The 13,489-nt window shown below is 53.2% G+C and carries 21 protein-coding genes; 2 read left to right on the top strand and 19 right to left on the bottom strand.

Annotated features, from left to right (window positions below; genetic code table 11):
• Positions 1 to 7: 7 nt before the first annotated feature.
• The 7 genes from OXR04_RS03125 to OXR04_RS03095 are packed head-to-tail and all read right to left on the bottom strand — an operon-like array spanning position 8 to position 7,178.
• Positions 8 to 1,105 carry a major capsid protein gene (locus tag OXR04_RS03125; RefSeq protein WP_267369242.1) on the bottom strand — a complete coding sequence of 366 codons (1,098 nt, stop codon included), beginning with the start codon at positions 1,103 to 1,105 and terminating at the stop codon, positions 8 to 10.
• A 14-nt stretch (positions 1,106 to 1,119) separates the two neighbouring features.
• On the bottom strand, positions 1,120 to 1,572 hold the full coding sequence (locus OXR04_RS03120; protein ID WP_267369241.1) for a hypothetical protein: 453 nt from the start codon (positions 1,570 to 1,572) through the stop codon (positions 1,120 to 1,122).
• Positions 1,572 to 2,846, bottom strand: coding sequence for a hypothetical protein (locus OXR04_RS03115; protein WP_267369240.1), 1,275 nt, complete (start codon positions 2,844 to 2,846; stop codon positions 1,572 to 1,574). Before OXR04_RS03115 ends, OXR04_RS03120 begins: the two co-directional genes overlap by 1 nt.
• Before the next feature lie 13 nt (positions 2,847 to 2,859).
• Positions 2,860 to 3,825 carry a phage minor head protein gene (locus OXR04_RS03110; protein WP_267369239.1) on the bottom strand — a complete coding sequence of 322 codons (966 nt, stop codon included), beginning with the start codon at positions 3,823 to 3,825 and terminating at the stop codon, positions 2,860 to 2,862.
• On the bottom strand, positions 3,776 to 5,119 hold the full coding sequence (locus OXR04_RS03105; RefSeq protein WP_267369238.1) for a DUF1073 domain-containing protein: 1,344 nt from the start codon (positions 5,117 to 5,119) through the stop codon (positions 3,776 to 3,778). The genes OXR04_RS03110 and OXR04_RS03105 overlap by 50 nt, the downstream gene beginning before the upstream one ends.
• An 18-nt stretch (positions 5,120 to 5,137) precedes the next feature.
• Complete coding sequence (locus tag OXR04_RS03100; RefSeq protein WP_267369237.1) at positions 5,138 to 6,622, bottom strand: DNA-packaging protein; 1,485 nt, start codon at positions 6,620 to 6,622, stop codon at positions 5,138 to 5,140.
• Positions 6,609 to 7,178 carry a terminase small subunit gene (locus OXR04_RS03095; protein ID WP_267369236.1) on the bottom strand — a complete coding sequence of 190 codons (570 nt, stop codon included), beginning with the start codon at positions 7,176 to 7,178 and terminating at the stop codon, positions 6,609 to 6,611. The genes OXR04_RS03100 and OXR04_RS03095 overlap by 14 nt, the downstream gene beginning before the upstream one ends.
• A 23-nt stretch (positions 7,179 to 7,201) precedes the next feature.
• Between OXR04_RS03095 and OXR04_RS03090 the strand changes: the two genes are divergently transcribed.
• Together OXR04_RS03090 and OXR04_RS03085 are read left to right on the top strand one after the other, a co-directional pair.
• Entirely contained in the window at positions 7,202 to 7,393 is a 192-nt protein-coding gene (locus OXR04_RS03090; RefSeq protein WP_267369235.1) for a DUF2158 domain-containing protein, read from the top strand.
• The gene (locus tag OXR04_RS03085; protein ID WP_267369234.1) at positions 7,383 to 7,655 is read left to right on the top strand and encodes a hypothetical protein; all 273 of its coding nucleotides are present in this window, start codon (positions 7,383 to 7,385) and stop codon (positions 7,653 to 7,655) included. The genes OXR04_RS03090 and OXR04_RS03085 overlap by 11 nt, the downstream gene beginning before the upstream one ends.
• A gap of 67 nt (positions 7,656 to 7,722) precedes the next feature.
• Here the strand turns inward: OXR04_RS03085 and OXR04_RS03080 are convergent, their stop codons facing one another.
• The 12 genes from OXR04_RS03080 to OXR04_RS03025 all read right to left on the bottom strand — a co-directional run bounded on the left by OXR04_RS03080 (position 7,723) and on the right by OXR04_RS03025 (position 13,419).
• Positions 7,723 to 8,028 carry a hypothetical protein gene (locus OXR04_RS03080; protein WP_267369233.1) on the bottom strand — a complete coding sequence of 102 codons (306 nt, stop codon included), beginning with the start codon at positions 8,026 to 8,028 and terminating at the stop codon, positions 7,723 to 7,725.
• Between the two features lie 180 nt (positions 8,029 to 8,208).
• A complete protein-coding gene (locus tag OXR04_RS03075; RefSeq protein ID WP_267369232.1) occupies positions 8,209 to 8,679 on the bottom strand; it encodes a lysis protein in 471 nt (156 codons plus the stop codon).
• On the bottom strand, positions 8,663 to 9,172 hold the full coding sequence (locus OXR04_RS03070; protein ID WP_276046963.1) for a lysozyme: 510 nt from the start codon (positions 9,170 to 9,172) through the stop codon (positions 8,663 to 8,665). Before OXR04_RS03070 ends, OXR04_RS03075 begins: the two co-directional genes overlap by 17 nt.
• A gap of 3 nt (positions 9,173 to 9,175) precedes the next feature.
• Positions 9,176 to 9,418, bottom strand: coding sequence for a phage holin (locus tag OXR04_RS03065; RefSeq protein WP_267369231.1), 243 nt, complete (start codon positions 9,416 to 9,418; stop codon positions 9,176 to 9,178).
• A 371-nt stretch (positions 9,419 to 9,789) separates the two neighbouring features.
• Positions 9,790 to 10,413: a hypothetical protein gene (locus tag OXR04_RS03060; RefSeq protein WP_267369230.1), complete on the bottom strand. Its 624-nt coding sequence runs from the start codon at positions 10,411 to 10,413 to the stop codon at positions 9,790 to 9,792.
• Positions 10,403 to 10,528, bottom strand: a complete 126-nt coding sequence (locus tag OXR04_RS03055) for a YlcG family protein (protein ID WP_154927763.1) — start codon at positions 10,526 to 10,528, stop codon at positions 10,403 to 10,405. The genes OXR04_RS03060 and OXR04_RS03055 overlap by 11 nt, the downstream gene beginning before the upstream one ends.
• Positions 10,525 to 11,361: a phosphoadenosine phosphosulfate reductase family protein gene (locus OXR04_RS03050; RefSeq protein WP_267369229.1), complete on the bottom strand. Its 837-nt coding sequence runs from the start codon at positions 11,359 to 11,361 to the stop codon at positions 10,525 to 10,527. The genes OXR04_RS03055 and OXR04_RS03050 overlap by 4 nt, the downstream gene beginning before the upstream one ends.
• Positions 11,358 to 11,936 carry a recombination protein NinG gene (locus OXR04_RS03045; protein ID WP_267369228.1) on the bottom strand — a complete coding sequence of 193 codons (579 nt, stop codon included), beginning with the start codon at positions 11,934 to 11,936 and terminating at the stop codon, positions 11,358 to 11,360. The genes OXR04_RS03050 and OXR04_RS03045 overlap by 4 nt, the downstream gene beginning before the upstream one ends.
• The gene (locus tag OXR04_RS03040) at positions 11,929 to 12,114 is read right to left on the bottom strand and encodes a protein NinF (RefSeq protein WP_154927760.1); all 186 of its coding nucleotides are present in this window, start codon (positions 12,112 to 12,114) and stop codon (positions 11,929 to 11,931) included. The genes OXR04_RS03045 and OXR04_RS03040 overlap by 8 nt, the downstream gene beginning before the upstream one ends.
• A gap of 89 nt (positions 12,115 to 12,203) precedes the next feature.
• Positions 12,204 to 12,524 carry a phage protein NinX family protein gene (locus OXR04_RS03035; RefSeq protein WP_267369227.1) on the bottom strand — a complete coding sequence of 107 codons (321 nt, stop codon included), beginning with the start codon at positions 12,522 to 12,524 and terminating at the stop codon, positions 12,204 to 12,206.
• Between the two features lie 153 nt (positions 12,525 to 12,677).
• Complete coding sequence (locus tag OXR04_RS03030) at positions 12,678 to 12,971, bottom strand: hypothetical protein (RefSeq protein ID WP_267369226.1); 294 nt, start codon at positions 12,969 to 12,971, stop codon at positions 12,678 to 12,680.
• Positions 12,964 to 13,419, bottom strand: a complete 456-nt coding sequence (locus OXR04_RS03025; RefSeq protein ID WP_267369225.1) for a YbcN family protein — start codon at positions 13,417 to 13,419, stop codon at positions 12,964 to 12,966. Before OXR04_RS03025 ends, OXR04_RS03030 begins: the two co-directional genes overlap by 8 nt.
• Between the last annotated feature and the right edge of the window lie 70 nt (positions 13,420 to 13,489).

The following is a 13,489-nucleotide window of genomic DNA, read 5'->3' as shown; positions in this document are numbered from 1 at the left end:
TGGCTCCTTATGCCAGGTTTGCGCCGTAGACCACGCCGGACAGGCCTTCGCCGTCCTTCTTAATCTGCAGGCCTTCCGCAGACATGATCTGGAAGTTGTAGTTGCTCTGTGGCATTGGACGCGGTAGCGGCACAGTACCAACGGCCATACCAACCAGCGGAGAAATCACGTCCTGACGACGCTGGTAGCCGAAGAATTCATTTCCGCTAAGAGCAAAGGTCGGCGTGATTTCCTTGGCAGGAATGAATTTAGCGATCGCATCCAGCACGGTGCCGTTTACGAAGGCATTCGAGCCACTGCCAACTTCAATGGTGTAAGGCTTGGACATGTTCGCCCAGATTTCGGCGCTCACCCACAACTTGTCATAAGCAGCAACTTTATTGCGACGGGCATTGAGACCAAATGCGCCTGTTGGGCCAAAGAAGGCCAGCATCTGTGCTGGGGTGGCCGTAGTCAGATCGATGCTTGCGCCGCCAGCACCGCTTCCAAGGTTGATTTTGGATGTATTGCGGTGGTTGCGAATGCCCTGTCCTTTCATACCATCGACAGAAATAGCATCACTGCCGTTGAGGTAGTAGCCCACACGCTTTTTATGGAACTTGCGCAGCTTGGCAGCCTGAGAATCCAGAGCCAAATCGATACCAACAGTGCTCAGGCCTGCGGCATGTCGCCAGTTGACGCCATAACCAGCAGTGAAAACAGGGATCGGGTCACCATCGCTGTCATAGTCAATGTGGTCAAAGGAGTAAGGTGCCTGACCGTCAATGCTGATTGATACGTCATCAGCAATATCGCCCGATACGTTATAGAGTTTTGCCGTTTTGCCGATCGGCAGTACGGTCTGGACGCTCATCAGGTCGTTGATGATCTCCATGCCATCTTCCTGATCGCGCATCTGGATAATCTGACGGTCAATCTCAGCCCAGAATTCGCGGGTAAAGCCGCCAATGGCATTCGCTGCCAGCATTTCATGCGTCATACGCGTACGGAACGCGTTAACCATCATGTCGTGCTGAGCGTTGAAGATGTCACGGTTAGCCCACAGCTCATTCCAGTGTCCGCGCAGGCGGCTGTTAGCAGCCAGTGTTTCACGGGTAAAATACATTCTTATTCTCCTGATTAAGCGCCAGCGGCTGCGGCAACGGTGCCGACGCGCATACGCACGCGGATGAAATCTGTGGTGCTGGCCGCAATGGTGGCTTCGTCCTGGCTGTAGCCGATCACCGAGTCGGTGTCATCGGTAGCTTTGGTGAACTGGCCATTGGTGCCCAGTTTGATTGGGTCGTCCTTGCCGTAGGTGCCAGGCACACACAGCAGAGCCAGCTCGCGACCTTCTTCGACATAGTTTCCAACGGCAGAATCACCGGCTGGCACAGCTTCGGTGATGTTCAGACCCTGATGGTAAGCAACGTCGATAATGTAGAGGCGACCGGTCAGCGCGGTGGCCTGCGCAAACTCGTTGTCGCCGTTGATGACAGCCGCAGTGCCCGGCAGAAGAGCTGCGGCAGTGGCGCGGGTTTCGGTCTTATACAGAGACTGACCGTCGATATTAACGCGGCGATAGCGTGGCATTATGCAGCACCTCCGAAGTAAGCAACCGGATCAGGCGCGCCGGTTACAGGTGGGTTTGTGGCAGAGTTGGTGCCCAGCGGTGCAGCTTCTCCGAGCGACTTAAACATCGCATCCAGCGCTTCACCTGACAGAGCATTAGCGACGATTTCGCCATGTACTGCGGCGACAGCATCGCGCTTGGTTTTCTCTTCAGCGCGTGAGTTAGCAGTCAGGGAATCAGACAATGTTTTCTGGTTTGCCTGAATGCCTGCCAGTGCTTCGGTGATAGGCTTCAGTGACGCTTCGTTGTTGGCAGCGATAGCGCCGCTGACGATAGTGCCAATCTGTTCCAGTTCTTCTTTGGTTAAAGGCATATCGCCCTCCGTTTGGTGGTTTGTTGCAGGAGCATCCTGCTGTGTAAAAAGGGATTTAACTTTGTTGGCAACGATGGCGACCCATGACTCCTGCCGAGCGACTTTAGAGCCGGTATCGTCGAATGTGATCTTGCCGCCTTCGGTGGTGTAGCCGTAAACCTGCGCATCGCCACCGTTACGGATGACAATCGCCTGTGAATCGGTGAAGTCAGCAATCCACGCGTAATCATCCGGGCCGGTAGCAAACTTATCGCGAGCAGCTTGCTCAAGGCGGCGCTCACGTTCGCGGTAAGACTCGCCAATCAGCGCGCCAGAGTTGGATTGCAGCGTTTTCGCATGGTCCGCGTTAACCATCAGGCCAACACCCTGCTCAGGCTGTGCAGCACCAACCTCATGCAGCAGAATGGCGTCATGGTCCATTGCGTTGATTTTGGCTACCCACTCAATGCCCTGCGCCTTCTGCTCAGCGCTGGCATCCAGTTGGTCAAGGAACACAGCGACACTGGTATGAATTGGTGGTACGTCTTCGCCTCGTTCGATGGCGGCTACACGCTCAAGCAACTCCCGTCCGCCTTCGCTCTGCTTCGCTACAGTGGTATCGACCCACTTCTCCGCATAAACGCGGTTGCCGGACTTCTTAACGTTGCGATTCCATGCGCCAATGTGACCGGCGTTGATGCCTTCAGGTGAAAAGGCTGAGACAAACTGCCCGTCTACAGTCGGATGTCCTAGCGGCGCCAGCGTGCCTTCCAGCCCCTGATAATGAGCGTCGATTTCAGATGCCGGATACAGGCCGCCGTTCATCACAACGTTGGCTGGCAGTGTGTAGCTCGGCAGCACCAGATGCGGCCGGCCGTTGTACGTTTCCCGGCGAATAGCCTGACTGTTCACCTTGGTGGTGACATTGACCTGCATAGTCATGGTTATCTCTCGATTAAGCCGCGTGCTTATGGTCGCAGCAGTGATGTGATTTGTTGGTTGCCATGCGCTTGCCCCATGTATGGGTAAACTCTTTCTTGGCGATATCGATGACGGATGAATTGAGCGGAACGCCCTTCTCATCAACCAGCACAGTGACCTGGGAGCATTTGCAGTTAATCGCGTTGCCGTTGACGCTGTACCAGTCGCGCACCTCTTCCGAGGTATAGAGCTTGCCGTGGCGCAGAGCGTGCGTCTGGCGCGTTGTGGGGCTCAATGCAGACAGATGCAGCAGCATGACATTTAGCCCGAGATCATCACTGGCTGAGTCATGTTCATCCCAGCGTGCGCGGCGTAGCGCCGTCGTTATCTCGGTCCGGGCAATGCGGTTGGCACGGCCCTGTTCAATCCCGATCTGATCACGGATACGTCGGGCCACTTCTTTCGGGTTTTGCCCCCGCCCAATCCCATCCGTCAGCACGCGAGACAGATTCTGCTTAACGTCAGCCGACATCCCTTTCATCTCTTCAAAAGTACGCGCTCTTACCAGCACCAGCCGGTTTTGATACGCATCACTCAGAAGGATGTCCTGCACGCTGCCGCGATACGCCTCATAGGCTGCCGACTGCTGCGCGAGGTTAGCGAACTCCTGAGCCGTGCCGCGTTGATAGGATGGCGATACGTAATCCTGAAACAGCCATGGATTAAACTCGCCTCCCTGCAACAGGATTTCATCCACTAGCGAATCGCCGTTCTGCAACAGTATCGACAGCATGGTCGGGTCTAACTGGAAGGTGTAACGCTGGTTTACTGCGGGTTCTGCCGGGATGCGGTTGAGTAGTTCGATATAACGTGCGCTGATTTGCTTGAGGCGCTTGGCGTAATCGCGCATGGCACCGCGCTCAAGCCGGTCTACGCCGGTAGGGTCGAGCTTATTGGCCGGCAGTATCGCTGGCTTCGGCTTTCTCTTCAGTTTCGCCATCTTCCTCACTCTCCGGTAATGGCTCGCTGCCGCCCGGCTCATACCCTGCGGCCACGCGAATCTCATCCACAGTGAATACCTGCTCGCCAGAGGCCAAAGATGTCTGGTTGATGTTGCTCATCTTTACCGCGCTATCCAGCTTGTCAGATGGTGACTGCTCGTTGAGCTCATCCCAGACAATGCTGAACTTAGCCACCGGCTTGATAATCTGCAGGTAGGTGAGCCTGTCGACCATATCTTCGGCATCGAATGACAGGTCGCCGCGGCGTGACTGGCAGCGGCCATTGAAGTAAATCTGGTCTTCAGTACTCGCCCTCTCACCTGACTGATTCCCGACGATGATGCGAGAAGGCATATCAACTGATGAGCTGAACGTCTTCAGATTGACGTCATAGGTCGGTGACGGGTCAGATACCGCATTGACCATTGAGGTGACCTGAGCCCCCTGCGTAATCAGCAGCGTGTCGTTGCCGCGGTTAATCTCGCGTGCGGCTTCGTTATAACGCTCCTGCAGCTCATCAACCGTCACGCCGTACATTGATGCCAGATTGTTGAAATCGACTTCTTTGTCGAAGTTGATATTCTGCTGACGTGCTGCATTCTTCAGGAATGACTCACCCGAACCGCCCTCGACTTTCTCCAGGCTGACGCAGGCGTTGTACCCCGGTTCAAGAAATCCGATCGCATCCTCTGACATGTCGCCGATAATCAGCACGCGGTCTGGATGGATATTGCGTTGCGCGGTGCTGCCATCAGTAAGCGATTCGGTGTACTGCCACATGGTTATGGTGCCGGAATTGTCACGACCGCCAACTTTTAGCGCGCTGGCCCATACCGGTGTAATCTTTTGCAGCGCCCTTCCTTTGACGACTGGCTCATCCCATTTTTTGCTGTCTTTAACGTGCAGCAGAATGCCAGCCCAGCGGCCAACCAATCGACGCTTATCGGCTTCAGCAAATGCACGCCAGAATCGGTGGGTGAAAACCTGATTGCTGGCCTTCTCCCAGGCGGTTAGCTCCCGAGAGTCGTCAGACTGCTCACCTTCAATAACCTGTGGGTTAGTTCTCCAGCAGTTCGACACCAACTTATTTACCGCGCCGTGAGCAATACCGCCGCGACGGTAGAGCTTGTGCAGGTCATCAAACGTCAGGTCTTCTTTGAAACCGTATTCGCACCATGCGCTCTCACGTTTCGCATCAAGCCCCATGCCGGGGTTAAATGCCATGGCGCGCGCACGGGCAAGTCTGACGTCATTCAGCGCGTGATTGACGGCTAGTGTTAATTTGTCAGTCATGGTTTGTCCGTCGGTGGGTTACCTGCCCTGCAGGCGTTTTGGAATCATCATGCCCATAGGCTGAGCGCCACCTAATTCAGTGAGTGCGTAGACCATTGCATCAAGGCGATCGGGCGACTTTTTTGCAGTGGTTGGCACGTACTCCATCAACTGGTTTTCCAGCACATAGAGATTTCCACGGTTTGCCACTCGCCCCTGCTCATAAAGCGCTGATATTGGTTCGGCACGGGCATATTTACCTTTGCTGGCGTGAACACGGATAACGCGCCACTTAAAACCAGCATTCCGCAGAGTTTCCTCTGCCATGTCCCCGCCTTGGTTGGTTTCGATAACGATCGCATCAGCATCATGCTCTTCGTAGGCAAACATCGCCTTTTTCGCCCAGCCAGCTGGTGAGAACTTGCCGCTGTAATCCGCATCCACAGTGAATTGCTTTTTGTCTCCGGCGCCATAAGCGCTGGCAACCACAATTCCCGACTCATCGCTTTCTTCGCTATTGGTTGCCTGCGGGTCTATTGCGACGACTGTGCGCACCTTCTGATGCTTGATGTTGAGGGCATGAGACGCGCTGATCATCGCTTCGGTCCACAAAGCGCCTTCAGCATTGAATCGGCGAGGCTTCTGCATGTACTGCGCTTCGGCAGTGCGGCGATGCGAGAACAACGAGATGCGATGTGATTCGTTGTGCTTGAAAGGCCACAGCCAGCCATCAGGCAGGCCATGATCAATTGGTATGGCGTGAGTGTTATCCGGATACTGCTCGGTATAGCTTTGGCTGTTGTCGATCAGCACTGGCAAATTCAGGTGATGCCACTTTTCACCACTGCCACCACGCAACAGGTAGCCACTCAGGTCGTGGTAGTGGATGCGCTGCATAATCACGATCATCGGAGTTGTTTCAATCGCCAGGCGTGATTTGATGGTTTCGTTGAAGCGGTTGTTCACACCATCACGAACGGTTTCGCTGTAGGCGTCATCTGGTTTAACCGGGTCATCGATTATCAGCGCGCCCTGCCAGCCTGGCTCCATGTGACCGGCACGAAAACCCGTTACCTGACCAGCAGCTGAAGAGGCATAAACTCCGCCGCCAAACTCGTTCCACCACATTGCCTTACTGTCTGCGTCGTCGCGCAACTCCATCGGCCACATGCTCTGGTAGGCCTTCGACTTAATCATGCCGCGCGCGGTTGATGAGTTAAGCAGCGCCAGATTGTGCGAGTAGGATAGATGCATGAAGCGGGCACGATTGTTCAGCGTCAGACCGCGCCCCATCATGTTGATGGTGGCCAGCTCAGTTTTGGTATAACCGGGTGGGACATTGATGATCAGGCGTGTTATCTCGCCGCTGATTACGCGATCGAGCGTTTGCTGAATCACTTTGTGGTGTGGAGCGACAATCATCTTGCCGCCGGTGCGCTGCTTGAAGAAGTATCGGGCGTAGTACAGGCCATCCTCTTCACACTCTAAGCGGCGCGCATAGTTCTTCTGCTCAGCAGTCGTCATCCTCCAGCATCTCCCGCCGCGCAGCTTTGTATTCGTCTTTTGTCAGCGCCGCCACTTCAATCGGTCCGCCGTTCTTTCCGGTATGCTCGTGTGCTGCCTGCTCTTTAAACGCCATGACACTGATGTGTTTACCGAGCAGCTCAAGATTTTTCACCTTATCCGGCCACTTAATCTTCTTGAGGATGTTTTCCATCGTCGTGTCATCGAAGTTGGTGACGGTGGTGAGAATGTCCAAGCCACTCAGCGTTGTGCGCCATACCTTCGGCCACTCATGCACCATCTTCAGTCCGCCGTCATCCTTCAGGATGTCGAGGACGTCCATTTCATCAATCTCAACAAGTCGCCGAAGTACGTAATCTGCGTTTACCTCTACCCTTTCGTTGCGCTCTGATTTAAGGTCAATGATGCGTTGCGCAATGTCTGGTTTTGTGAGGTTCTCACTGCCAATCTTACGGGCGGTGTTATCGCTGTACCCCGCCCGAATGGCCGCTTGCGTGGCGTTCAAATCGATGAGGTACTCGCGACAGAACATTTCTTGTTTGTCGGTGAGTGCCATATTTTTCCTTAAAGGAGCAGAAAATGAGCAATTATAAAGTCGGCGATAAGGTTAGATTGAAATCAGGTGGTCCTGTAATGACAGTCCATGAGCTGGATGTCCGGCAGCCTCATCTCTATAGAGGCAACATGCGCTGCCAATGGTTTGCAGGTAAAAAGCTGGAAGAAGGTTATTTCCCATCAGGATCGTTAGAGGTCGCTGGAGATGACGAATAATAAGGACCAGGTTGTCAATTGGATGCTGGCTCAACTAGTCGCTGATGGTTGCTTATATCAGGATGATGTGGTCGATTATTTAGTAAAAACAAACTCAGAAGAACTTTTGGTTGAGAATGCCGATGGTAACTTAGCCATAGGCAGACAAGTCCTTAGCCTATTTCTTAAACACACAACCGAAAATGTCGTATGGGTCAAGCCACATCGTTATTGGCGTTACCGCGTCCCCGAAGATGAAGAGGGTCGTGAGGCTCGAGGTTAACAACGTTGGCGGCCGAGAGTCGATTAGGCCGCCATATTCACTCCAAGAAAAAACCGCCCGAAGGCGGTTATTCGTAATGTTGTGACCAGTGCTTACTGCACTCGTCTACCGCCGAGGATACATCCCTGCTCGCCCTCATCCCATAGTAGGTCTGAGTTCCTATATTGCTGGATGGGATGCCGAGGTGATTTAGTGAAATGTTATCTCCTGTCATCATCCATGTTTTTTGACCGCCTACATCCGCCTCTCTATAGACGAGAATGGAGTCGATGTTATTGGCCGAACTCCCGTCAGTCCTTAATATTTCGTATCGAGTGAGGCTGCCGTCTTTACTGCGGTAAACAAGCGTTCTTTCAACTGTTAACTTACCCATATAGCCCTCCTGTGTGTATTAGAAATCACGTTAGACAACAAAATATCCTAATGCAATCAATATTTTGCTTGACGTAATCGTCAATCCAGCTTCGCGACGCTTCACAGCGTGACTAACCGTGACACAGGAGATGGTATGGCGACCATCATCGGGCGCACTCACGAATGCGCTCTGTGGTGATCACTTCAGGCATTGCTCATTGATGTACTGCTGTAGACCGGCTATTTGCTTTCCGGCGAGTTCGATTCGACTTCTGAGAGTGAAATAATCCCGTTCAGCGGACTCAGTAAGTCCGGGGCTGGCTGCATCATCCATGCCGGCGGCGCCGGTGGCAGATTGTTTCGTGCAGGTGGCGTTGAGCTGCAACCGGCGCTTGCCAGAAGCAACGTCATCATGCAGCTGATCGATAGTCGCTTTAGCATCGGCTAACTCCTTCGTGTATTTCTCGTCGAGTGCGGCCACATCACGCTGGCGTGTCTGCATATCGGTGATAGTTTCATTGGCCTGCTTCAGGCTGCTAGAAGCGGTGTCGCGTTGCGCTTTGTAGTCAATGGCATTGCCGCGGTAATAGAGAGCGAACGCTACCGAGGTTGCTAAGAGCAGCAAAGCCATCAGGATGAGCCCAGCGAGCACTTTAGCCTTTAAGGTCATCAGCACTCTCCGCCAGGCACATTGAGCGCTCCATGTCGCGGCGGTTCATCAGTCCCCGCCATTTCTGCCCGCCTGCATAAATCCATCGACGCAGCTCTTCACACGCACCATCTACATCGCCAGAATTGAGCTTCTTCAGCAGTGAAGATTTGGAGAACGCCCCAGAGCCAACGTTGTAGGTGAAGCTATAGAGCGCAGCGCGCTGATATTCACCCAGTGGCACTTTGACCAGCCCATCTACCGACTTCTTGACCGGCTGCAGGTCATTCCACAGCAGGCGATCACATTCGCGGTCGGTGTACTTTTTGCCTTTGATGATGTCGGTGCCGGTGTGACCATCGCAGACAGTCCAGACGCCAGCCACATCTTTGTAAGGCTCGTACACCCTGCCCTCTACTCCATCCTTTCCACCGAGAAATACCGTAGCGATAGCCATAGCTCCGCCACCCGCGACAGCAATAAGCTTATTGCGCAGGCTGTTTGAGATAGCCATGGGCTAATCCTCGTTGATGTCTGTCACAGTGGGCCAGCGCTGAAGGGCTTTGATTTGCGCCAGGGTAGTCTTGCGCTTGTAATACCAGTTGATAGCAAGTGTGATCAGCGCGACCAGAATACCGGCCAGGACGCCTACAGCACTCCATTCATCGGGACTCAGCCGGGTCAGCAGACCATTAGCGATTGTCCCGGCAGATGCGCCATAAGCTGCGCCTGAAGCCAGTTTGCTCATATCGATACTCATAACACCTCCGTGATTACGGTCGGTGCTGCAGGTAGTCAGAAGAAAAGATCGCCCGCTGCCACACAGGAAAAGGTGAAAGTCGAGGTTGATTGGCAGGGGCGATAAACGAGAAAAGGCCGCTCTAATGGCGACCTTTTGGAATAGTTCAGTGATGTTACTTATCCGCTGCAGGGTATGCAGAGTTGCTTATCCCCTGCAGGGTATAGAAATAAAAAGCCCCGCCGACTGGTGAGGTCGCGAGGCCCTTTGGCATCCACAATTATGCAACTGACCGGTAAATCTGCGATCTGTTCGCTTCACTTCCCGATCATGCCGCTAATGTGCCAGGATACATGCCCCTTGTCTTTGCCATTTCGTGCTATTTCGTATATTTATGTGGCTACTTTAGAAATCTCCTTCTCCATTTCTCGCTTAATTGCGTAAAACATTTCTCCCTCAAGGATATCCATCGCCCATTCCATTCTGTTTCGGGCTTCCTTGGGTGAGATGGCGCAGTAATAAATCAGCGATGAGCCGATGTTTTGCACGCTCTTGCGTTTGCAGTAGCGTAATCTGGCTACGTTTCGAAGCGGGTTATCCTTACCGAACGTCTTGACCATGACTGATTCAACAAAGGCGGCATCATCGGATTCTTTGGCGAGAGCGATGATGTTTGCCGTTGATGACTGAGGGATAAGCAGGTCACGCGCCTTGCGGAATAGCTCTTCACCGCGCAGCCCCTCACAATGCAGCTGTGACACGATTTTCTCTATCTGCCTGCCCTTCTGCTCGCTCCATTCGCATCGCATCATCAGCCGGCCAATCACGTTCACCTCTGCACGGTCGTAATCTTCGCCGCCCAGGTGATCGCCCCACACACCCAGCAGATGACGTACCCAAGCCTGCTGTGATTTGTTGATGGTCTTCCAGCCGTTGCCGAATAACCGGCGCATGTCGGCCGCGCTACGTACACCTGAAAGCCTGACGATTTGCTGATAGTCACGCTCAATGCGCATGCTTAACCCCCATCATTTTCGCCGTGTTGCGGATTATCCGGTAGTTGATCTCATACATGCCGCGCATCTTGAGGATGCGTAGCCTGAGCCACTTCTCTCTGAGGTATTGGGTCATGCTGCCTCCATTGAAAAATCAAATCCCATCTGGCCGCCGAATGCTTCACAGCTTTCGGAGCAAGAGCCAGTGTCGTACTGACGCATAGATGTCATTCTTGAGGCGAGTTCGTCCCTGCTGGTATCGGAGAACAATGCGATCACCTGCTCCAGTGAGTTATTGCTGCGGTACATAACCTTGTCGGGCTTTAAGTCGAAGACTTGGAGGGTGTGGATGAAGCTCGCCGCAAGTTCTGGCTCGTCCTTGGCAGCCAGCGCTACTTTTTGGATGCTCTTTTTGATGCAGAAAACGCAGTTTCCTAGGTGCTCCTGTATTTCGAGATCGAAGGGCTGTCCCTGCCACCATTTAATTACGTCCTGCTTTTCGAAATCGCTAATCTCCGCTAGATATCGGATGCCGGGCTTGGGAGCTATGCGTTTTGGCTCGTCAATTCTCATTCCCAGCCATGTTGTGTAATTTCCCCGTCCGAATGTCTCATCGCAGTATTTGATGAAAGGCACTGTCTTCATCCGGTCAGTGCAGAACGCGCCGCCTACGTATGGGTGTCCGTACTTTCTGAGCATTCGCTTCCAAGGTTCAAGGTCTGGGCCGATTTGATCAATGGTGAGGATTTCGTAGGTGCTGGGCTTGTTCATTTCCGGGTTTGGAATTACCCGAAGGCAGGTGAGTCTGATTTTCCAGTGCTTGACGATGCTGCGGATAAACTCGTATGTCTTGGGGTGCTCTGCACCAGTGTCCATGAAGATAAATTCCGTTTCCGGATCTTGCTCTTTCATGAGGTGAGCCAGGTATGCAGAAGTGCGCCCGCCAGACAAGCTGACGACATTTTTCATGCTGCCTCTCTTTGCTTATTCAGTTCACGCAGAGCAGCCCTGTAACGCGCACGGATGCCGTCCAGCTCTTCTCTGGTGTATCGGTGAGGTTCGTTGTTTGATTCGAGCGCCAGAACGCGCTGAAGGCCGATTTTGGTGATGAGGTTGATGCGGTATGGACTGATGTTGCCTGACTGATGCGTATTGCACGCACTGCACTGGCTGTGAACATTGTCCTCGTTGAAACGTAACTGCGAAGCCGCTGCGGTTGTCCTGTAATGCCCTGCGTGATAGCTGACTGCTGTCGTGCTGCCACAGCTGATGCAGATATTTCCGTCCCGCGCCCGGATGTAGTCGTTGAATGCCCGCTGGGTCATGTTCGTCCAGTGGCTTAACGGTTTCACGTCGGCTTTGCGTTTGTTCCATGCAGCGCGCTGCTCTTTCTCCAGGCGCTTTTTCTTGCGCTCGGATATCTGGTTAGCGAGTTGAATGGCACATTTAGGGGAGCAGACGGTCTGGAGGCTATTTCGGGGGATATACTTTTCAGGACAGCATTTGCACTTCTTCGGCTTCGGCGGCTTGATGCCTTTAGCCATCACTTTCTCCTGTCATGTCGAAGTTCGGATCGGCCAGTAGCCATAGGTCGAGACAGCAACCACAGGCGTAGACTTCGGTATCCTGCAACTGAGTTCCACAGCCAGCGCACACAGAAGCATATGGCTCGCCAGCGCCAGTAGGCTGACTTGATTGGCTGGTCCCGTTCGTGGTCTTCATAGCGGCGATCTACCTCGCAGTTTTCGCAGTTAGCCCCGTAGTGATACTTGTCTTCTGAGGTAAGGATGGTGTGGCAGCGGCAGCAGCGTTCACTCATTGGCCGCCTCCTGCATAAGCAAAAAAGTAATCATCGCAGCGCGTAGAGGGTTGGATTGATACTCAATTCCATACAATCCCTCACAGCTTATGGTGTGGCACCATTGCGCAGCATCATCGCCGTCGAACTCTATACTTATTCTGTTTTTCTCGATGATTGGCCCGGCATCTGCCCATGAGTTGGAGGGTTGAAAAATGCTGCGGTCGTCGTCATCGCATTTAATCACGCACGTTCCGTTGTCATACCATTCACCCAGGCATGCTGCCGCAACAGCTTTGTTAATTTCGAAGTCTGTCATTTCGTTGTAATTCATCGCGCCCTCCGGAGCCTGTCCCATTTAGCCTGCAGCATCCCGCCGACATAATCGAAGGTACTTACCTGATTTGCTGAGGGGGTTTTGGTGGGTTTTCTGCGGCGTGATTTGGTGTGATAGATGGCGTGGTTTTCCATTCGTTCCCACAGGGATTTAGTGCGTCGCATGAGCACCTCTTACTGTTGCCAGCAGGCTGTCCAGCATCGCCATGTTGTAGCTGCGGCCAAAGCCCATGTTTACCGTTCCCATGCGGTACTGGTAATCGTGGTCGGTGTTGCCAAACCGCTGGCGTTTTATCTTGTTGCTGTCCGTCATGTCGTGAAGAGCTACAGCCACGTTTTTCCGCTTAGCTGAGGCCATCACGCAGGCGCGGTCGGTGATTTCTTTTGAGGTGTGCCATTCGCCATCAGACAGCACATCCAGAATTGCAGTGGTTAATTTACTCATCTTGTTTGTCCTTCAGTTTCTGGTACTCGGAGTCAGCGGGGATAGTTAGCGCCAGACCAAACTGCGCGCACCACCGTTCAACCTGATTCAGGAAGAAATGCATCTCACCTGTATCAAGATTGGATGTGTGCCGGGGTTCCCATGTGCTGACCTTCTCGCCGGTAACAAAGTCGGTGTATTCGACCTGCTCACAGCCCAGATAGGTTTTCTTGAGGTTCCGCTTTACCCACTCTGGCGTGGCGTCAGTGCGCCCGGACTTAATCAGGTATTCGCTGATTTCGCCGTACCACATGTGGGAGAGGGAGTTCTGATTGAGACTGCGTTTTTCTTTCCACGGCTTGAGGATTAGCCGGTAACAGTCGCCAGATTCGAGCAGGGGTTGAAGCTGCTGCCCGATGGAGTTGAAATTTGATCTGTGAAGCCTGATGCCCTCTTTTGGTATCTCCATAGGATTACTGATATGATTGGTAATTATGTAATTTAAGGTTATAAAAACCTTTCAACCATCGCACTTGAGT

It is taken from the genome of Pantoea sp. GM_Pan_3 (assembly GCF_026541045.1).
Taxonomy (GTDB): Bacteria; Pseudomonadota; Gammaproteobacteria; order Enterobacterales; family Enterobacteriaceae; genus Pantoea; species Pantoea anthophila.
The sequence above is the reverse complement of the archived record's forward strand: the minus strand, read 5'-3'. Positions and strand labels throughout refer to the sequence as shown.